This window comes from Apilactobacillus apisilvae (assembly GCF_023380225.1).
GTDB lineage: Bacteria > Bacillota > Bacilli > Lactobacillales > Lactobacillaceae > Apilactobacillus > Apilactobacillus apisilvae.
In genome coordinates this window covers 1,243,876-1,260,652 of record NZ_CP093362.1, presented here as the reverse complement: position 1 = coordinate 1,260,652, position 16,777 = coordinate 1,243,876, and the positions used below count along the sequence as shown (strand labels likewise).

Genomic DNA, 16,777 nt, shown 5'->3' with positions numbered 1-16,777 from the left:
AAAAAGGCCTCCTTCAAGAAGAATTATGTATCATTAAGTATGTTAATGGACTATCACATCAAAATCAAACTTATTATTAACTATGTTATAATTTTTTTAGTTAATAATTTTTAAAGAGGTGATATTATGAATAGAGTGGACTTTGATCAACTAGAAGCCGAATTAATGAAGGAAGAACAAAGACTTAATCCAGAACAACAACAAATGGTTGAAAATCAAACTAACGTTAGCAAAGCTAATCCAATTGTAGCTTGGATTCTATGGTGGTTTTTAGGTAATTTAGGTGCCCATCGCTTTTATTTACATCGTAATTATGCTGTTTTAATGCTAGTTTTAGATGTAATAGGATGGTTATTAGCTTTTATAATAATAGGTTTCCCTATCTTAGGAGCCATCTTTATTTGGTGGATCATTGACGCATTTTCAATGCAGGAATGGCTTCGTGAAGACTATCTATTAACGAAACAAAGAATGATTAACCTGATTAAAAGTAATGATAATTCAACATTTGATGGACAATTTAATGCTCGTAACTAATTTAGAATGCTTGTTAGCATTCTTTTTGTTTGCATTTTTTCAATCCGCCTGTTACTTTATTTATAACATGTTAATTAAAAAATAACAGTTTAAGAGGAGACTTTAATCATGAAATACGCAATCACAATGGTTACTGGTAAATTCGGTAAATATGCAATCAATAATTTAATGAAAGTTGTGGATCATAAAAATATTGTTGCTTTAGCCAGAAATGTTGAAAAAGCTAGTGAACAATTACCTGAAGATATTGAAGTTCGTCCTGGTGATTATACTAATAAAGACGAATTACAAAAATCCTTAAAAGATGTCGACAAATTATTATTTATCTCATCACAACCCGGTGGTGAAGTTTCTCGTTTACAACAACATAAAAATGTTGTGGATGCAGCTAAAGCTAGTGGTGTTAAGTACATTGCATATACTAGTTTTCCACATGCTGACAAAGCCGATAACTTCCTAGCTAATGATCATAAGGCCACAGAGATATACATTAAAGAACAAGGAATCGACCGTTCATTCTTACGTAATAACTGGTATCTAGAAAATGAAATCGCTACATTAAAAGCTGCCGATAATGGCAATACTTTTGTATATGCTGCCGATAATGGCAAAGTTGGTTGGGCACTAGAAGAAGAATATGCTCAAGGTGCTATTAATGTCTTAACAAAAGATAATCCTAAGGAAATTTATGAATTTTCTGGTCAAAGTCGTAATTACAAAGAATTATCGGATGCACTAAAAGAAGTTTCTAATAATGAATTTGATGTAAAATCAGTTAGTTTAGAAGAATATAAAGAAGGTTTTAAACAAGCTGGAATGCCGGACGCTGTTACTAATGCTTTAACCGCAATCCAAAGATTAATCAAAGATGGTGCTCTTAAAGAAGATACTAACGATTTGCAAGAAGTATTAGGTCATGAATTAACTCCAATTGAAGATGCGCTTAAAAAGATTTTACAATAATATATAAATGGTGATAAAGTGAAATATTCGCATAAACTAAGTGATGCCATTCATATTCTAACTTATGTATCTATATCAGATAGCATCGATAATGATTTATCCAGTCGTGCAATTGCTGGTAGTATTGAGTCTAATCCTAGCTTAGTTCGTCGATTAATGGCTAACTTAAGTAAAGCTAATTTACTAAAAAGTAGTCAAGGAAAAGTTAATATTAAGTTAGGCCGATCAGCTAAAGAAATCAGTATCTTGGATGTATATAAAGCAATTGAAGAACCTGATTTACTTCATGTTGATCCTGATACTAATGTAAAATGTATTGTTGGTGCTAATATTCAAAAAACGTTAAATAGTGCTTATAATAAAATACAAAAACAAGCAGAAAGTGAAATGGATAAAATTAGTATTTATGACATTATGAATGATATTTTAGAATCAAATAAAAGATAGAAAAAGACTCCGCATTTAATAAAATACGGAGTCTTTTTTAGATTAAAATTATTCGTTAATTCCAATATTATTTAATCTATTTACTTTCATATTGTCTAAATTATCCCAGTTAAGGGTTAGGTTCTTTCCGTCGTGGAAGAATGTTCCAGTCATTGTTCTTTGACCGTCATTAATATACATTTCGAAAACTGTATTATCAAAGTAAACTGAACAATTATTGAATCTAGATGAGCCTAATAAAATAGTACGGTTTTCTGGATCTTCGCCCACATTTTTACGAGTTAATGTTAACTTATGTGAGTCTTTATCAAATGATAGTTTCAAATAACTATCATCAGATTCAATCAGCATACTATTGTCTTTGCCATCTTCAACGTCAAATTTAATTAGACTTTGTTTATCTAATTTCATACCTTCTGAAACATCAACTGATTCTTTAACTAAAGAATCGTTTTCTTTTACAGGAGTTTGAATTAATCGGCCATCTTTAATGTGGAGCTCACGAACCATTGTTAATGAACCTTCCCAACCTTCATCATCTGAAAGATATTCAGTATCAGGTAAGCCAATCCAAGTTGATGATAATAAACGACCATCAGGAGCATTTAATAATTGAGTTGCATAAAAATCAAATCCTTCATCAACTTGATGCATTGCTGATGGATTAATTAACTTCATGTTTTCCCAATCAAAATCATCAGCAACGATATAAGCATTAGGATGAATATTATCATAACTAAACTTAGTATCATCAGCACCTTGTGGACAGAAAATTAATACTACTTTTCCATCAACAAAACCTAAATTAGGACATTCTGTCATATAACCTAGATTATCGTGACCTAGATCCATTTTTTTATAGAATTCCCAACCTTTATCAACGTTTTTAGAACGATAAGTTAAGATTTCACCTTCATTATCAATTGTTTGAGCACCCAAGATTGCATAGTAATAATCACCATGTTTTAGAATTTGTGGATCTCTAAAATGACCAGTAATTCCAGTAGGTGCATCATCAATTAAAGGATCTGATAGCTTAGTAATATTATTATCTTTATCCATCCATGCACCATTTTGATATGGATGACGACGGTATTCATCATCATCTTCAAATACATTTCCAGTATATATTAAGAATAGTTTATCATTAACATTAATAGCACTACCAGAGTAGCATCCATGGCGATCATTATAACGATCTGGAACCATTGATTTATTAACATTATTCCAATTAACTAAATCATCAGAAACCATATGGGTCCAACTTTTTAATCCATGCACACCCCCATATGGAAATGCTTGATAAAACAAATGCCACTGATTATTAAAATATGAAAAACCATTGGGGTCATTTAACAAACCAGTGTCAGTTTGAATGTGGTAACCCAAGCGCCAATTTGATTTAGTAATTTTTTCTTTCAAATCAGTTAATACTTTAGGATCCCAATCCTTGTATAAACGATCTAATCTATATTTAGTCCAATATTTTGTATCCATAATAAAAACCTCACTTTAATAAAAATTTTAGTTATTAATACTAATCATTTTGTTTATTTTAATGCTACTCAAATTATTAAAATGTAAATTAATATTTAATCCATCATGATAAAAATTACCAGTCATTGTTTTCATACCATTATTTATAAATAGTTCAAAGACTGTGTTATCTAAATATAAATAACAAGTATCAAAATTATTTATATCTAATGGACATTCACGGGATGTTTCTTGTTCTCCCCAATTTTTTCTAATAATTTTAACACAACTTCTGTCATTATCTAAATAAACTTTTAAATAGCTATTGTCAGACTTTAAAAATATTTTACATAATCCATCACTATTACAATTAAATTTTATTACTGATTGTTTACAAATATTCATACCATCATTAACAGGTATTTCTGAACTTATTAATTGATTGTTCTCATCAACTGGTTTTTGAAATAATTTATTATCTTTAACAGATAATTCACGAATCATGCTTAATGAACCAACCCATCCTTCTCCTGGAGAAAGATAATCTGTATCTGGAACACCAATCCACGCAACTTCTAACAATCTTCCATTAGGATCTTGTAATAATTGAGTTGCATAAAAATCAAAGCCTTCATCTAATTGTTGCATTTTAGATGGATTAATTAATTTCATATTATCCCAGTCCAAAGCATCAGCGATAATATAAGCAGTTGGGTAAAAATTACTATATCTAAATTTTGAATGATCAGCGCCTTGTGGACAAAATACCAAAATTAATTTACCGTCTATAAAACCTATATTAGGACATTCTGCCATATAACCAAGTCTCTCATCATTATACGCACCTACATCTAAATGTTTATAATAAGTCCATCCATTATCTAAACTGGTAGATCTGTAAACTATAAATTGACCTTTATCATTGACACTTCTGGCTCCAAGAAAAGCATAGTAATATTTACCATGTTTTATAACTTGTGGATCTCTAAAATGTCCAGTTATTCCATCAGGTGAACCATCAATTAATGCTTTATCTAGCTTTTTAATATTGTTATTCTTGTCCATCCATGCACCATTTTGATATGCATATCTAACCGATTCATCATACTTATTTTTTTTAAAAACATTACCAGTATACATCAAAAAAAGCTTGTCTTTGGTTGAATACGCACTACCAGAAAAGCAACCTTTAATATCATTATACTGATCTGGAACCATTGGCTTATGAACATTTTCCCAATGAACCAAATCATCAGATACAACATGCGACCAACTTTTCAAACCATGAACCGCTCCATAAGGAAAAGCTTGATAAAATAAATGCCATTGATTATTAAAATATGAAAAGCCATTAGGATCACTTAAAAGGCCTGTTTCAGGTTGAATATGATAACCTAAACGCCAATCAGATTTTGATATTTTATCTTTTAATTCATCTAATACCTTTGGATCCCAATCTTTATACAACTTATCTAATTTATCTACAGTCCAATATTTTTTATACATAATAATGACCTCACTTTGTTATAACTGAATACAAATATTCATTAATTAAATTTTAACAAAGTATTAATCGATTAGCTCTGATTTTGACTGATAAGCAATTTAATTAATAATTACATCACCATTTTCATTGGTAAAACTATATTTCTTTGATGAATTAGAATGACTAACGTCCGGAGCAACTTTATTATCGCCATCATCGGAATAAGTATAAATATTAGCATTGTCTTTAGCATCAACTTCACCACTAACATCGCCATTTTCTGAATCAGCTTTAAATTTATTAATTATATTTTGATGTTTGAATGTTATATCACCATTGTCATTCGATAATTCTAGTGCATACCAATCATTATTACCCAATTCAATATCGCCGTTTTCATTTTCAATTTCACTGAATCCACTATTAATTTTATTATTTTTAGCTATAATATCGCCATTTTCATTAGAAATGCTTAACTTCTTAAAATGATTATTATTAACATAAATAGCACCATTGTCGGACTCAATATCACTAGTACCATTATCAAAAGTACTATTTTCAATTGTCATATCTTTATTTGAAGCCTCTGCATCGATGCTAGGTGCTTTGACATTATATATATCTTTAACTGAATCTAATTCTAAAGGCTTTTCTACATTTATGTCTGACAGCGAAATCCCAGCATGTTTTTTACTTTGATTGATATATTTTAAATTATGGCCTTTGGGTACAAATAATGTAATTGAAGTTTTATTTCCATTATTAAATCCGTTCAAAAAACCGATTCTGAAGAAATTGTGATACCATTCATCACTTGAAGCATTAAGTTTTAAAACACCATTATCAACAGAATAACTAACCTTTTGTGTTTTATTCAAAGCAACTGACATTTTTGAACTATTTCCACTTTTAACATTAACTTTTACATTACTATTAAGATCAACTGCATTAAAACTATCCAAATTTTTTGTATATTTTTGGGTTATTTTTCCATTTACTGTTTCATTAGCTTGAGGTATTGAAAAACCATTAAATGCAAAACCAATAAAAAATACAAATAATCCAATTAACAAAAGAAATAATGATATTTTAATATATGTTTTCATAATTAAGCTCCTTATTTTTTATTGTAATTTACGTGAAAGACACTATTAACGATTGATATAAAACCATTAATAGTTAATTTATAAATAATTTTAAATAATTTCATACAAGATGGGAACATTATAATTACTAAACCTAATGCAAATATTGATAATCCAATTTGCATCAATGAAATTTGTAAATTATCAAAAATATAAATAACTGCTGCGATAAAACCAACAATTCCACCTAAAAAGAGACTAATTAATACACTAGCAATCGTAACAACAATTGAGAATATAATGCTTGCAATAATGATTAAAAAACTTAAAAGAAATGGTGAAGCTAAAATTAAGAGTAAAATTACCCACCAATCAATATGTTTCTTTTCTGGAACAACGTCAGCATGAGATCTTATACCAAACTCCTGCAGAATATTTTTAGATAAATGTTGAGGAGTTCCTAACTCCCTAACACAATCTTCATAGTTAATAAATCCACCATCCTCTAAAAATTCACTGTAGTAGGTTATGGCACTATCAAAATCATCTTTATTTAAAGACGTTAAATATTTTTTAAGTTCATTTATATATTCAATCATTAGAATTACCTCCCATTAAATAATTAATATTTTCTTTAAAATTTTGCCAATTTTGCTGTAAAAGTTTTAATTCTTCTTTACCCTTATCAGTAATTCGATAGTATCGACGGTTTCTGCCTTGATAAGGTGAATCATAGACTGTAACTAATTCTTGCTTCTTTAGTCGACGCATCACTGGATAAATAGTTGAACTGGAAACTGATATACTTTCTTGAATCTTCTGAGTTAAAGCATATCCGTAATAATCATCTTTACTCAGAACACCTAACACACAGCCATCTAGTAATTCAGTTGTAACTTTTAGTGCCATTAATTAACACCTCTTTTTATTTATTTTTTAATATTATATTAAATATAATATTAAACCTTATCTAATATTTTGTAAAATAAAAAAGCTAATCCAAAAAATTAGCTTTATTGCTTAATATTTAAATTATCGGGCTTATTGGCCTTAATGTTTTTATGAGTCGATAGATATTCCATAATTAACTTAGGCATATCTTTAGAAAAGCTTTTAACAACTTTACTGTTAGAAAACATCTCATAATCTCCAGCACCAATACCACGATATTGGTTCAAAGTTAATCGTAATTTTTGGTCTGGTCTAATGTCTGCATTATGATAATTCAATTTAACAACTCGTTGCCCAATTGGTTTAGTTAAGTCAAAAGTATAATCAATACCTGAATAATAATCATAATTAAATAGTTGGGGCTTAGGTCTTAAATATTGCTTAGAAATCATAACTTCATTTTGACTATTTAGTTCAAAAAATGAAGCGCAATGTTCTAATGCAGATTTTAAATCATTACCACTAATTTCTTCAATTACTAAAGTGTTAGGAAAAACATAACTATTTAGGACATCCCTAATCGTTACCTCACTATTAAAACCAGTAATTTCATCATTAAATAATGATGTACTAGCAATATCAGTACCCGTTGCATCCATTTGGACTCGATTAATAAAATCTAGGTATGCGTTACCATGTAATCTAGCATCCATAAAGTCATGAATTTTCAAATCACCCTCAATATGGGCTAAAGGCTTGTCTAACCATTGATCCACTGTTTGTTGAACATCAGAAATTATTAGTTTACCTTGATTATCAACATCATAATTAGCTGTTTTAATCAATTCAGAAAAACTTTTAATAACTTGATGATTAGAATCTAAATCCAAAGTAATTTTACCAACATTAGATCCACGATATCCTGGTTGTGTAACTGGTACGTTGTTAACAACATCAGAAATTTCACGATGTTGATGCCCAGTTACTAAAGCATCAATTCCAGCAACTTGCTTAACCAATGCATAACCTTCATTTTCCCCAGTTAATTTTTCGGTTGGTTCACCAGTTTTTAAGTCGCATTCAAAACCACCATGATATGACACAATAACGATATCTGCTTTTTGATGTAACTTAGGAACCCAGTATTGAGCAGTTTTTACTGCTGAATCAAATTGCAAGTCGCCTAAATTAGATGCTTTTTCCCAATTAGGCACGTATTGCGTAGTTAAACCTAAAATCGCAATTTTAACTCCCTTTTGTTCAATTATTTGATATGGACCATCAGATATTTTTTGTAAATCATGACCAAATAAATTAGCTGATAATATCGGAAATGTTCTATTTTTCCAAGTATTTTGAATGTATGAAATTCCATAATTAAATTCATGATTACCTAATACAGTTGCATTGGGATGAACATAGTTCACTAATTGATTTAATTTTTGATTTAAATGTTTTTCATTATTAGTACGGAAAAGATAATCTGTTAATGGCGATCCTTGAATAAAATCTCCATTTTCAATATATATAACAATCTCATCGTCTTTAGCATTTTTACGAACATCATTGATTGCACTAATAGCTTTTAAATATCCAAAAGGACTGTGATCATCATGACTATGAAAATTATTAGGAAACAAATAGCCATGAACATCACTAGTAGATAATATTTTAATTTGCATCTTAAACTAACCTCTTTCTTAAGGTTCCTGATAACCAGTCAATTAAAGTAACCATAATAATGATACCTAATAAAATAATTCCAACACGAGGCCAACTTCTTGTTTGAATGGCAAATAATAAAGGTGTTCCAATTCCTCCAGCACCAACCATCCCAAGAATTGAAGCTGAACGCACTGCAATCTCAAATTGATATAAAGTATAAGATAGTAACGATGGCATTACAGCAGGGAAAGTGGCCAAAAATAAGCCATCCATTTTATTCCCCCCCATTGAATACATTGCTTCAGTAGAACCGTTATCCATATTTTCAATTGATTCACTAAATAATTTTCCTAGCATTCCAATCGAATGAATTCCTAAAGCCAGAACTCCAGCAAATGAACCTGGTCCAACAGCTTTAATAAACATAATTGCTAAAACAATTTCTGGAAAAGTTCTAATAATAACCAAAATCACCTTGCCACTAGTTGATCTTAAATGAATTTTTTTCTTCATATCACTTCTAGCTGCCCAGAAAGAAAAAGGTACACTTAAAATTGAAGCAACAAAAGTTCCCAAAAAAGCAATTGATAAAGTTTGTAAAAGTTGAGTAAACAAATCTTCACCACTACCGTTATAAACATATTTCCAATCAGGATGAATTAACCCATTAAAAATAGAACGACTAACTTCACCTGCTGATGATTGTAATCCAGTAAATGAAAGACCCTTAAAAGCCCAAAGATATATTATTCCAATAATAAATATCCAAAAGATATACCCAAATCGATTAAATAAAGTTTGATTTTTCATTTCAATTTCTCCTGCAAAATATTACTGATTCCATCAATTACTATCACCACAACTAAAATTGTAATAATAATTACTGAAGTTTGGTTATACATAAATGAAGATAGTGAGCGTTGAAGATATACACCAATTCCTCCAGCACCTAAATAACCTAGAACAGTTGAAGAACGCACATTAATTTCAAATGTATATAAGAAGTAATCAATAAATCGATTTAATACTTGAGGGATTACTGAATAAATAATGACTTGAATTTTATTAGCACCGGTTGCTTTTAAAGCATCTAATGGCTTATCATCAATTGCTTCAACGGTTTCATAAAACAACTTAGAAACCATCCCAAATGAAAAAATAGCTAGTGTGAAGACTCCGGCAGTTGGACCAATTCCAACAACAGCAACAAATAAGGCTGCCAAAAGTAAGTTAGGAAAGGTTCTAACTAAATTAAGAATTAATCTAACGATACCACGAATAAATGGGTTCTTAACAATATTTCTAGCTGCAATTACTGAAAATGGAACTGCAACAATTGCGCCAAGCGTAGTTCCTAAGAGTGCCATCTGAATGGTTTCAATAATTGGTTGGATAATAATATTCATGTATTGCCAATCAGGATTCGACATCTTAACTAATAAATCAGCAAATTGATTTAAATTATTAAAGAATTCGGTAAGATTAACACCAGTCATCGCTGAAGATAAGAATAATAAAACAATTAAACTGATTACCCAAAGAATTCCTTTAACATGAAACTTTTGCATAAAACTTCTTTTAGGAATAGTATTGTTCATTTTTATTCCGCCTTTTCTGCATAAATTTGTTTAAAATCATTTTCTGCTACTTCAGAAATGGGCTTGTCGTAAACTAGTTCTCCACCTCTTAAACCAATAATTCGATTAGCATACTTCATTGCTAATGAAACTGAATGAAGATTGACTACTACAGTCATATTAAGATCTTCATTTAAATGCTTTAAATCATTCATCACTGATTCAGAAGTAACCGGATCTAGTGAAGCAACTGGCTCATCGGCCAAAATAATTTTAGGATCTTGCATTAAAGTTCTGGCAATTGCAACCCGTTGCTGTTGACCACCAGATAATTCGTCAACTCGTGCATATAATTTTTCTAATAAATGAACACTTTTAAGTGCATCAATTGCTTTTTGTTTATCTTTTTTACTAAACATACCTAGTAAGCTTTTCCATGTTGGGTAATAACCAACGCGACCATTTAAAACATTTTTTTGAACAGTTGATTGATTAACCAAATTAAATCCTTGAAAAATCATTCCAATATTTCTACGCAAATTACGTAATTCTTTAGCATTATAGTTATTGATAGAATGACCTTCGATTAGGACATCCCCATCAGTTACATTATGCATTTTATTAATAGTTCTTAATAAGGTACTTTTACCAGCACCTGATAGTCCAACTACCGCAACAAATTCACCTTTATAAATATCTAAATCAATGTCCTTTAAACCAATGTTACCTTTTCCATAAATTTTTTGAACATTTTTAAATGAAATTATTGATTCCGGCATGTTGAAAAACTCCTTTCCACAATAATTGCCTGCAAAATATAAATGTTTGCAGGCAATTATTTTAACTAAATATTTAAATTTTTATTTATTCAAATTTTCGGCACGTTTTTCGTATTGACGAAGTTGATTGAAATCACTGTCTTTAGAATTCTTGTATCCCTGATGAGCGTAAACTGTAGACATAATATCATGACCTTTTTTAGTCTTGATAATGTCCTTAAAGGCTTGAGAAATTTTCTTTTGCCATTTTGCACTCATATCGCCACGAACAGTTATTGTATCGTTAGGAATACCTGCAGTTGTGTACATAGGAACAACCTTCTTCATGACATCTGGGGCATCCTTAGTAACTAACTTTCTAGCACCTTGGAATACAAATGCTGCGTCTGTGTTCTTGTTATAAACAGATAGTACTCCTTGATCATGACCCTTAACTTGAACAGTTTGGATATTATCTTTATTAATATTCACACCATTTTTTAGCATATCAACTGCTGGATAAACCCATCCTGCAGCAGAAGTTGTATCCTGAACAGCAATTTTCTTACCTTTTAAATCTTTAAGACTCTTAATTCCACTACCCTTACGAACTAAGATTTGAGCATAATAATGGTCTTGCAATCTGTTTCCTTGGCGATCATTAGGTTCAAGATAGTTGTAACGTAATGCTTGTAATAACACTTTAGTATTGTATTGCTTGTGAGATAGAGTATAAGCATCAGGTGGCAAGAAACCAACATCAACTTTTTTGGAACCCATTGCTTCAACAATTGTATTGTAATCAGTTGAAACACTAACATTCACTGGAATTCCTAATTGTTTTGAAAGTAATCCTTCAAGAGGCTTAGCCTTTGCTTCCATTGCAGTCGCGTTTGATGAAGGAACAAATTGGACATTTAATTTCTTTGGTGTGTAATTTTTTGAAGATTGATTACCACACGCAGCCAGTACAACCACACTAAGTAGAATCAAACTTAGTGCAGTGAACTTTTTAAGATAATTCATTAATACTCTCCCCTTATAGTTCGTGTTTTGCTTATCTATATATTTATAATAACACATTTATTCACTTTGTCTATGTAAATTACGAACTATTTTTAAAAAAATTAAAAAATAAAGCTTTTTTTAATTTAATTCCTAATGATTTATATAAGAAAAAAAGAAACCGTTAGTATTTAAACTAACGGTTTCTTTTCATTTAAGTTGGGGGTAAATCTACTTTTTGCGAATTGGCAATGTAATTATTTTCTAAATTAGAATTAATAAATACACTGCCTTTTCCATCTTTGTAGACCCCAATTGGAAAGTTATATTTTTTAGAAGTTGAATGCAATGTATAACTCATAATAACATCTCCCTTGATTGATTAGTTAAAATCATCAACGCTTTAATCGATCTAAACGATTTTTAGATGTATCAATATAATTAAACACACTACTTTTATATTTTAGAAATGAAAATTGGTTAATTTTAATTGTGGTCATGCTAATCATCTCCGTAACACATTAAAGCAATAATTATTTAATTTTACATTGGCTTTCGTTTATCTAAACGTCCAGTCACAGCTTTTGCATTATTGAAGATATTATATTTCATTGTTTTAAAATCAATTAATTTTTTAGTAGTCATGTTAAGCATCTCCTAACTTGAACGATTTAATAAAATCGAACTAACGCTTTCGTCGATCCAAACGTACATTAGTAACTTGAATAACAGTTAAAGACTTACCTTTTAAATTAAATTTATTAGATTTCATAATTATCATCTCCGAAACTAAATTATTTTTTTAGTGCTTTAGTCGGTCTAATCGACGATTAGAGATATTAATATAAAACACGCTACCTTTCTCGTCTTTGACTGAGAAATTCTTATAATTTAAAACTGAAAACTTACTTACTGAACTTGTTGTCATATTAAACATCTCCTTTATCAACTAATAAATAATTAGCTTGCGGAACACTTCAATTTATCTAAACGATTATCAGAGATAAAATAATTAAAAACGTTCCTAATATCATTTGTATAAATTTCGGTTGGAAGATTAAACTTTCGAATCGATAAATCTAATCTCTCCTTATTACTTTTAATCATTGTTATCTCCTCCCATCAATTAAGATTATTATCATTATATTCTAATTAAATTTTAATTCAAGGGTTTTTATATATTTTTTATAAAAAAAGAGACGATTTATTATCGACTCTCTCAAAAAACTATCTAGCTACGGCTGGAGTAGCATTATCACTATCACGAACACTTTGATTAAAGTATGGTGAATATTTATAGATTGCTTTATACATTTTAGATTGGCTATAAGCACTAAAGCGATCATTTAAAGTAACAATAATTACTCGATCCTTTCCAGATAAATGACTAGTACTTACTAAACAATTACCAGCTAATGGTGTGTAACCAGTTTTTAATCCATCAACTTTAAGTTCTGGATAATATCTTAATCCACCAGGTAATAATTCATTAGTGTTGTTCATCCACTGACCATTTTGTTTAGTCTTGTAAATTTTAGAAGTATTTACAATATCTGGATATAATTTTAGTACGTTCGATGCAATAACTCCTAGGGCTTTTGCACTAACTTTGTTATATGAGTAATAACCGCCATATTTAATTCCATACATATATAAATCAGAGTTTTCTAACCCCGATGCTGAAACAAAAGTTGCTTGACGACCAATTCCCCAATCACGCGCTTGGCGATTCATTTGATTAATAAAATTAGTGTTAGAACCTGCAACCCATTGACCTAAAGCAATAGCAGCACTATTAGATGATGCAATTACAGTTGCCCGATATAAATTTCTAACTGAGTATTGTTTACCAGCGACAAATTTATAACTACCTAAAGACCCGTTGTGACTCATACTAGCTAAATTGGATGGCATTGTAATTTTTTGATTCCAACCATTACGGGTATTTTGTGCTTTTTGAATTGCTAAATATAAAGTCATTAATTTAGCAGTTGAAGCTACCGGAAAACGTTTATAAGCATTTTTTCGATAGAATACATGTCCATCATTCATATCTAAAGCATAAGCAGCCTTAGCTGTTTTAGTGTTATCACTCATTTGGTCAGTATAAGCACTGGCATTAGCACTTATCCCACCCATAGTGGTTCCTAAAGTAACTAAGCTTAATGTCACTAAGACCGCTCTTTTAATCCATTTGAAATTCATCAAATTGTACACCTCTCCATATATCAATACTAAGTCTATAGTACTATCTTTTAGAAGAAAGTGCGTTTACAAATTATTACATTTAGATTATGACAATGTTAAATAAAAAAGGATTGGTAATAAGACCAGTCCTTTTAAATTATATTTTATTTAGCTAATGCATCATTAACTGAAGCCTTTTCTGCCTCAACTAATTCAACACGAGTTTCAATAGATTTAGTATCCATCTTAATTTCACGAGTTAATCCTGGATTATTAACCTTAGGAGCAAAGAATTCGTTAAACTCATCGAAGCGACTACGAGTATGGAAAATACCTGAAGTAACAGTAATAAATGAAGCAAATTCCATATCACCACCAACAGTATCTTCTAACCATTGCCATTCGTTACGAATCCAGTCCCATGCGAATTGTTGTCCTTCATTATTAGCAAGTACACCTCTAAACCAAGCACGTAAATCTTGGGGCTTAATTGTCTTACTATCTTCAAAGTTAGCAACTATAATTGCAAGCAACTTAGGATCTTTAGTAGCAGTCAATGCTGCACAAATATCAGATTTGTAACTTGGGTCTGAAGTATGACGATAGTCATCAAGTAATCCTTCAAAGACATCAACATCACTGAAGTTTTTAATTTCATTGGCTAAGACTAACACACGTGTATCAGCTGGCAATCCAATTAAATTATCTTGATTTTGTTCAAAAATTTTATGAGCTGCTTCAACTGATTCTTCATCTTCTGAATACAAAGAAGCCTGTAAGACCGTTGGACGTGTTAATTGGTCATCGTTAGATTCGCCAGCTTTAGCAGTCCAGCCTAAACGTTTAACTTGGTCTGAACTCAATGTATTCATAAAATGTTTTAGATTTTCTTCTTCTTCAGAGTCTGGATCCACAAACTTTTTAAGGTTAAATGCAAGGCGGTACAATGCATCATTCACGACATTAGAATGACTGTCAGCAAACTTAGATAACACGGGGATGACTGATGCATAGGAAATATGACGACTTTCTGCCAATAAACGCAAGTCTTGTAGGATTTGCATCTTAGTAATTGAGTCTAATTCATCAGCATGATCTAAAATATCATTTAACAATGTTTGATCATATTTAACGATAAAGTGTGAGTTGTTCCCAACATTGACACGGAATGGTTTATCGTTGCTTTGACGTAATTCTTGATAGTTACCTAAGTCAACAGTTGCATCTTTAAAAATTTCTGGCATATCAGCATAATTACTATTCAAAGGAATTTGCCATTGACGACCTTTATCTTCACCATCACCAATAAAGAATTGTTTTTGAGATAATTTCAAATGACCATCTTCAACAGATGCTGAAACGACTGGATAACCTGGTTGTTCTAACCATGAATTCATAATTTTAGCTAAATCAATTCCTGAAGCAGCGCCTAAAGCATCCCACAAGTCTTTTCCAGCGGCATTATTATACTTATGCGCAGCAAAGTAGTTCTTTAATCCAGTCCTTAATGCGTCATCACCAATTAATGCTCTAACCATTACTAGCATTCTAGCACCTTTAGCGTAAACAATAGCTGGATCAAATAATGCATCAATTTCTGCAGGATGATTAACTTCAACGTGGACTGATTGAACACCATCGATTGCATCACGTTGCAATGCTGCTGGTGCTTCTGAAGTTTGGAAAGTTTCCCAAATTTTCCAGTCAGGTTCTAATGCATCAACTGATACATATTCCATCATGTTGGCAAAACTTTCGTTTAACCATAAATCATCCCACCATCTCATAGTTACTAAATCACCAAACCATTGATGAGCTAGTTCATGAGTAACAACAGTTGCAACTAATTGTTTCGTTGATAATGAAGTATTGTCTGGATCAATTAATAACAAAGCTTCACGATAAGTTACAAGTCCCCAATTTTCCATTGCACCAGCTGAGAAATCAGGTAATGCTAATTGCCATGAATGTGGTAGTGGGTATGGTGTTTGATAAAAGTCTTCATAAAATTCAATAGCACGTTTTGCAATATCTAAAGCAAAGTCCAACTCATTAGCTTTATGTGCTTTAGTAGCAAAAACGCCGACTTTAACACCACTCTTGGTTTCAGTCATCTTACTTTGCATATCACCAAAGGCAAATGCAACTAGATAAGTAGACATGCGAACCGTTTCGTCAAAGTAATGGACGCCATCTTCAACTTTAGTTTCAGGCATGTTCGCAATTGCGGTTTCGCCTGGTTTTTCATCAAATTTGATTGCTAAATTAAACTTAGCCTTAGCTTCTGGTTCATCGACACATGGAAAAGCTTGGCGAGCAAAATTAGTTTCAAATTGAGTTCCAACTAACTCTTTCTTTTCACCATTAACTTCATAATATGAAGGATAAATACCCATCATTGAATCAGTTAATTTAGCTTGATATTCAATTGAAAATTCAACTGCACCAGCTTCAGGTAATTCAATATTAATCATGTCATTGTCATCATCAACATCATAATTTAAATTATTATTTGATGACTTAACTGAACTAACTTTTAACCCTTTTTGGTGCACAGCGATTTGCTTTTCTGAAGCATTACCTTGGATAGTAGTTTTACCAGTAATTGTTTTTTCTTCACGGTTAACATCTACATAAATGTCATAGTGTTCTGGTTGAAATTTACTATATAATCTTGTAATTTTTTCCATAATGCCCTCC

The 16,777-nt window shown here is 30.8% G+C and carries 16 protein-coding genes; 3 read left to right on the top strand and 13 right to left on the bottom strand.

The genetic code is table 11. The annotated features are described in order from the left end of the window. The first annotated feature begins 126 nt into the window (after positions 1-126). The 3 genes from MOO46_RS06435 (at position 127) to MOO46_RS06425 (ending at position 1,947) form a co-directional block, all read left to right on the top strand. Complete coding sequence (locus MOO46_RS06435; RefSeq protein WP_249510856.1) at positions 127-537, top strand: TM2 domain-containing protein; 411 nt, start codon at positions 127-129, stop codon at positions 535-537. A gap of 108 nt (positions 538-645) precedes the next feature. After that, a complete protein-coding gene (locus MOO46_RS06430) occupies positions 646-1,500 on the top strand; it encodes an SDR family oxidoreductase (RefSeq protein WP_249510855.1) in 855 nt (284 codons plus the stop codon). 18 nt (positions 1,501-1,518) lie between these two features. Continuing rightward, on the top strand, positions 1,519-1,947 hold the full coding sequence (locus tag MOO46_RS06425; RefSeq protein ID WP_249510854.1) for an Rrf2 family transcriptional regulator: 429 nt from the start codon (positions 1,519-1,521) through the stop codon (positions 1,945-1,947). A 48-nt stretch (positions 1,948-1,995) separates the two neighbouring features. Here MOO46_RS06425 and MOO46_RS06420 read toward each other — a convergent pair whose 3' ends face one another. The 13 genes from MOO46_RS06420 to MOO46_RS06360 form a co-directional block, all read right to left on the bottom strand. Beyond that, positions 1,996-3,444, bottom strand: coding sequence for a sucrose-6-phosphate hydrolase (locus MOO46_RS06420; RefSeq protein ID WP_249510853.1), 1,449 nt, complete (start codon positions 3,442-3,444; stop codon positions 1,996-1,998). Positions 3,445-3,471: 27 nt separating this feature from the next. Next, a complete protein-coding gene (locus MOO46_RS06415) occupies positions 3,472-4,929 on the bottom strand; it encodes a sucrose-6-phosphate hydrolase (RefSeq protein WP_249510852.1) in 1,458 nt (485 codons plus the stop codon). 99 nt (positions 4,930-5,028) lie between these two features. Then, positions 5,029-6,015, bottom strand: a complete 987-nt coding sequence (locus tag MOO46_RS06410; protein WP_249510851.1) for a DUF4097 family beta strand repeat-containing protein — start codon at positions 6,013-6,015, stop codon at positions 5,029-5,031. Between the two features lie 11 nt (positions 6,016-6,026). Continuing rightward, entirely contained in the window at positions 6,027-6,593 is a 567-nt protein-coding gene (locus MOO46_RS06405; protein ID WP_249510850.1) for a DUF1700 domain-containing protein, read from the bottom strand. Further along, the gene (locus MOO46_RS06400; protein ID WP_249510849.1) at positions 6,586-6,903 is read right to left on the bottom strand and encodes a PadR family transcriptional regulator; all 318 of its coding nucleotides are present in this window, start codon (positions 6,901-6,903) and stop codon (positions 6,586-6,588) included. Before MOO46_RS06400 ends, MOO46_RS06405 begins: the two co-directional genes overlap by 8 nt. Positions 6,904-7,007: 104 nt before the next feature. Beyond that, a complete protein-coding gene (locus MOO46_RS06395) occupies positions 7,008-8,567 on the bottom strand; it encodes a bifunctional metallophosphatase/5'-nucleotidase (protein WP_249510848.1) in 1,560 nt (519 codons plus the stop codon). 1 nt (position 8,568) lies between these two features. Then, on the bottom strand, positions 8,569-9,360 hold the full coding sequence (gene phnE, locus MOO46_RS06390; protein ID WP_249510847.1) for a phosphonate ABC transporter, permease protein PhnE: 792 nt from the start codon (positions 9,358-9,360) through the stop codon (positions 8,569-8,571). Continuing rightward, a complete protein-coding gene (gene phnE, locus MOO46_RS06385; RefSeq protein WP_249510846.1) occupies positions 9,357-10,148 on the bottom strand; it encodes a phosphonate ABC transporter, permease protein PhnE in 792 nt (263 codons plus the stop codon). Before phnE (MOO46_RS06385) ends, phnE (MOO46_RS06390) begins: the two co-directional genes overlap by 4 nt. 2 nt (positions 10,149-10,150) lie before the next feature. Further along, a complete protein-coding gene (gene phnC, locus MOO46_RS06380; RefSeq protein ID WP_249510845.1) occupies positions 10,151-10,906 on the bottom strand; it encodes a phosphonate ABC transporter ATP-binding protein in 756 nt (251 codons plus the stop codon). Positions 10,907-10,987: 81 nt separating this feature from the next. After that, positions 10,988-11,911: a phosphate/phosphite/phosphonate ABC transporter substrate-binding protein gene (gene phnD, locus MOO46_RS06375; protein ID WP_249510844.1), complete on the bottom strand. Its 924-nt coding sequence runs from the start codon at positions 11,909-11,911 to the stop codon at positions 10,988-10,990. A gap of 193 nt (positions 11,912-12,104) precedes the next feature. Then, positions 12,105-12,251, bottom strand: a complete 147-nt coding sequence (locus MOO46_RS06370; protein ID WP_249510843.1) for a hypothetical protein — start codon at positions 12,249-12,251, stop codon at positions 12,105-12,107. Positions 12,252-13,117: 866 nt separating this feature from the next. Beyond that, positions 13,118-14,095, bottom strand: coding sequence for a D-alanyl-D-alanine carboxypeptidase family protein (locus tag MOO46_RS06365; RefSeq protein WP_249510842.1), 978 nt, complete (start codon positions 14,093-14,095; stop codon positions 13,118-13,120). A gap of 146 nt (positions 14,096-14,241) precedes the next feature. Then, positions 14,242-16,767, bottom strand: coding sequence for a M1 family metallopeptidase (locus tag MOO46_RS06360; protein ID WP_249510841.1), 2,526 nt, complete (start codon positions 16,765-16,767; stop codon positions 14,242-14,244). Positions 16,768-16,777 lie beyond the last annotated feature (10 nt).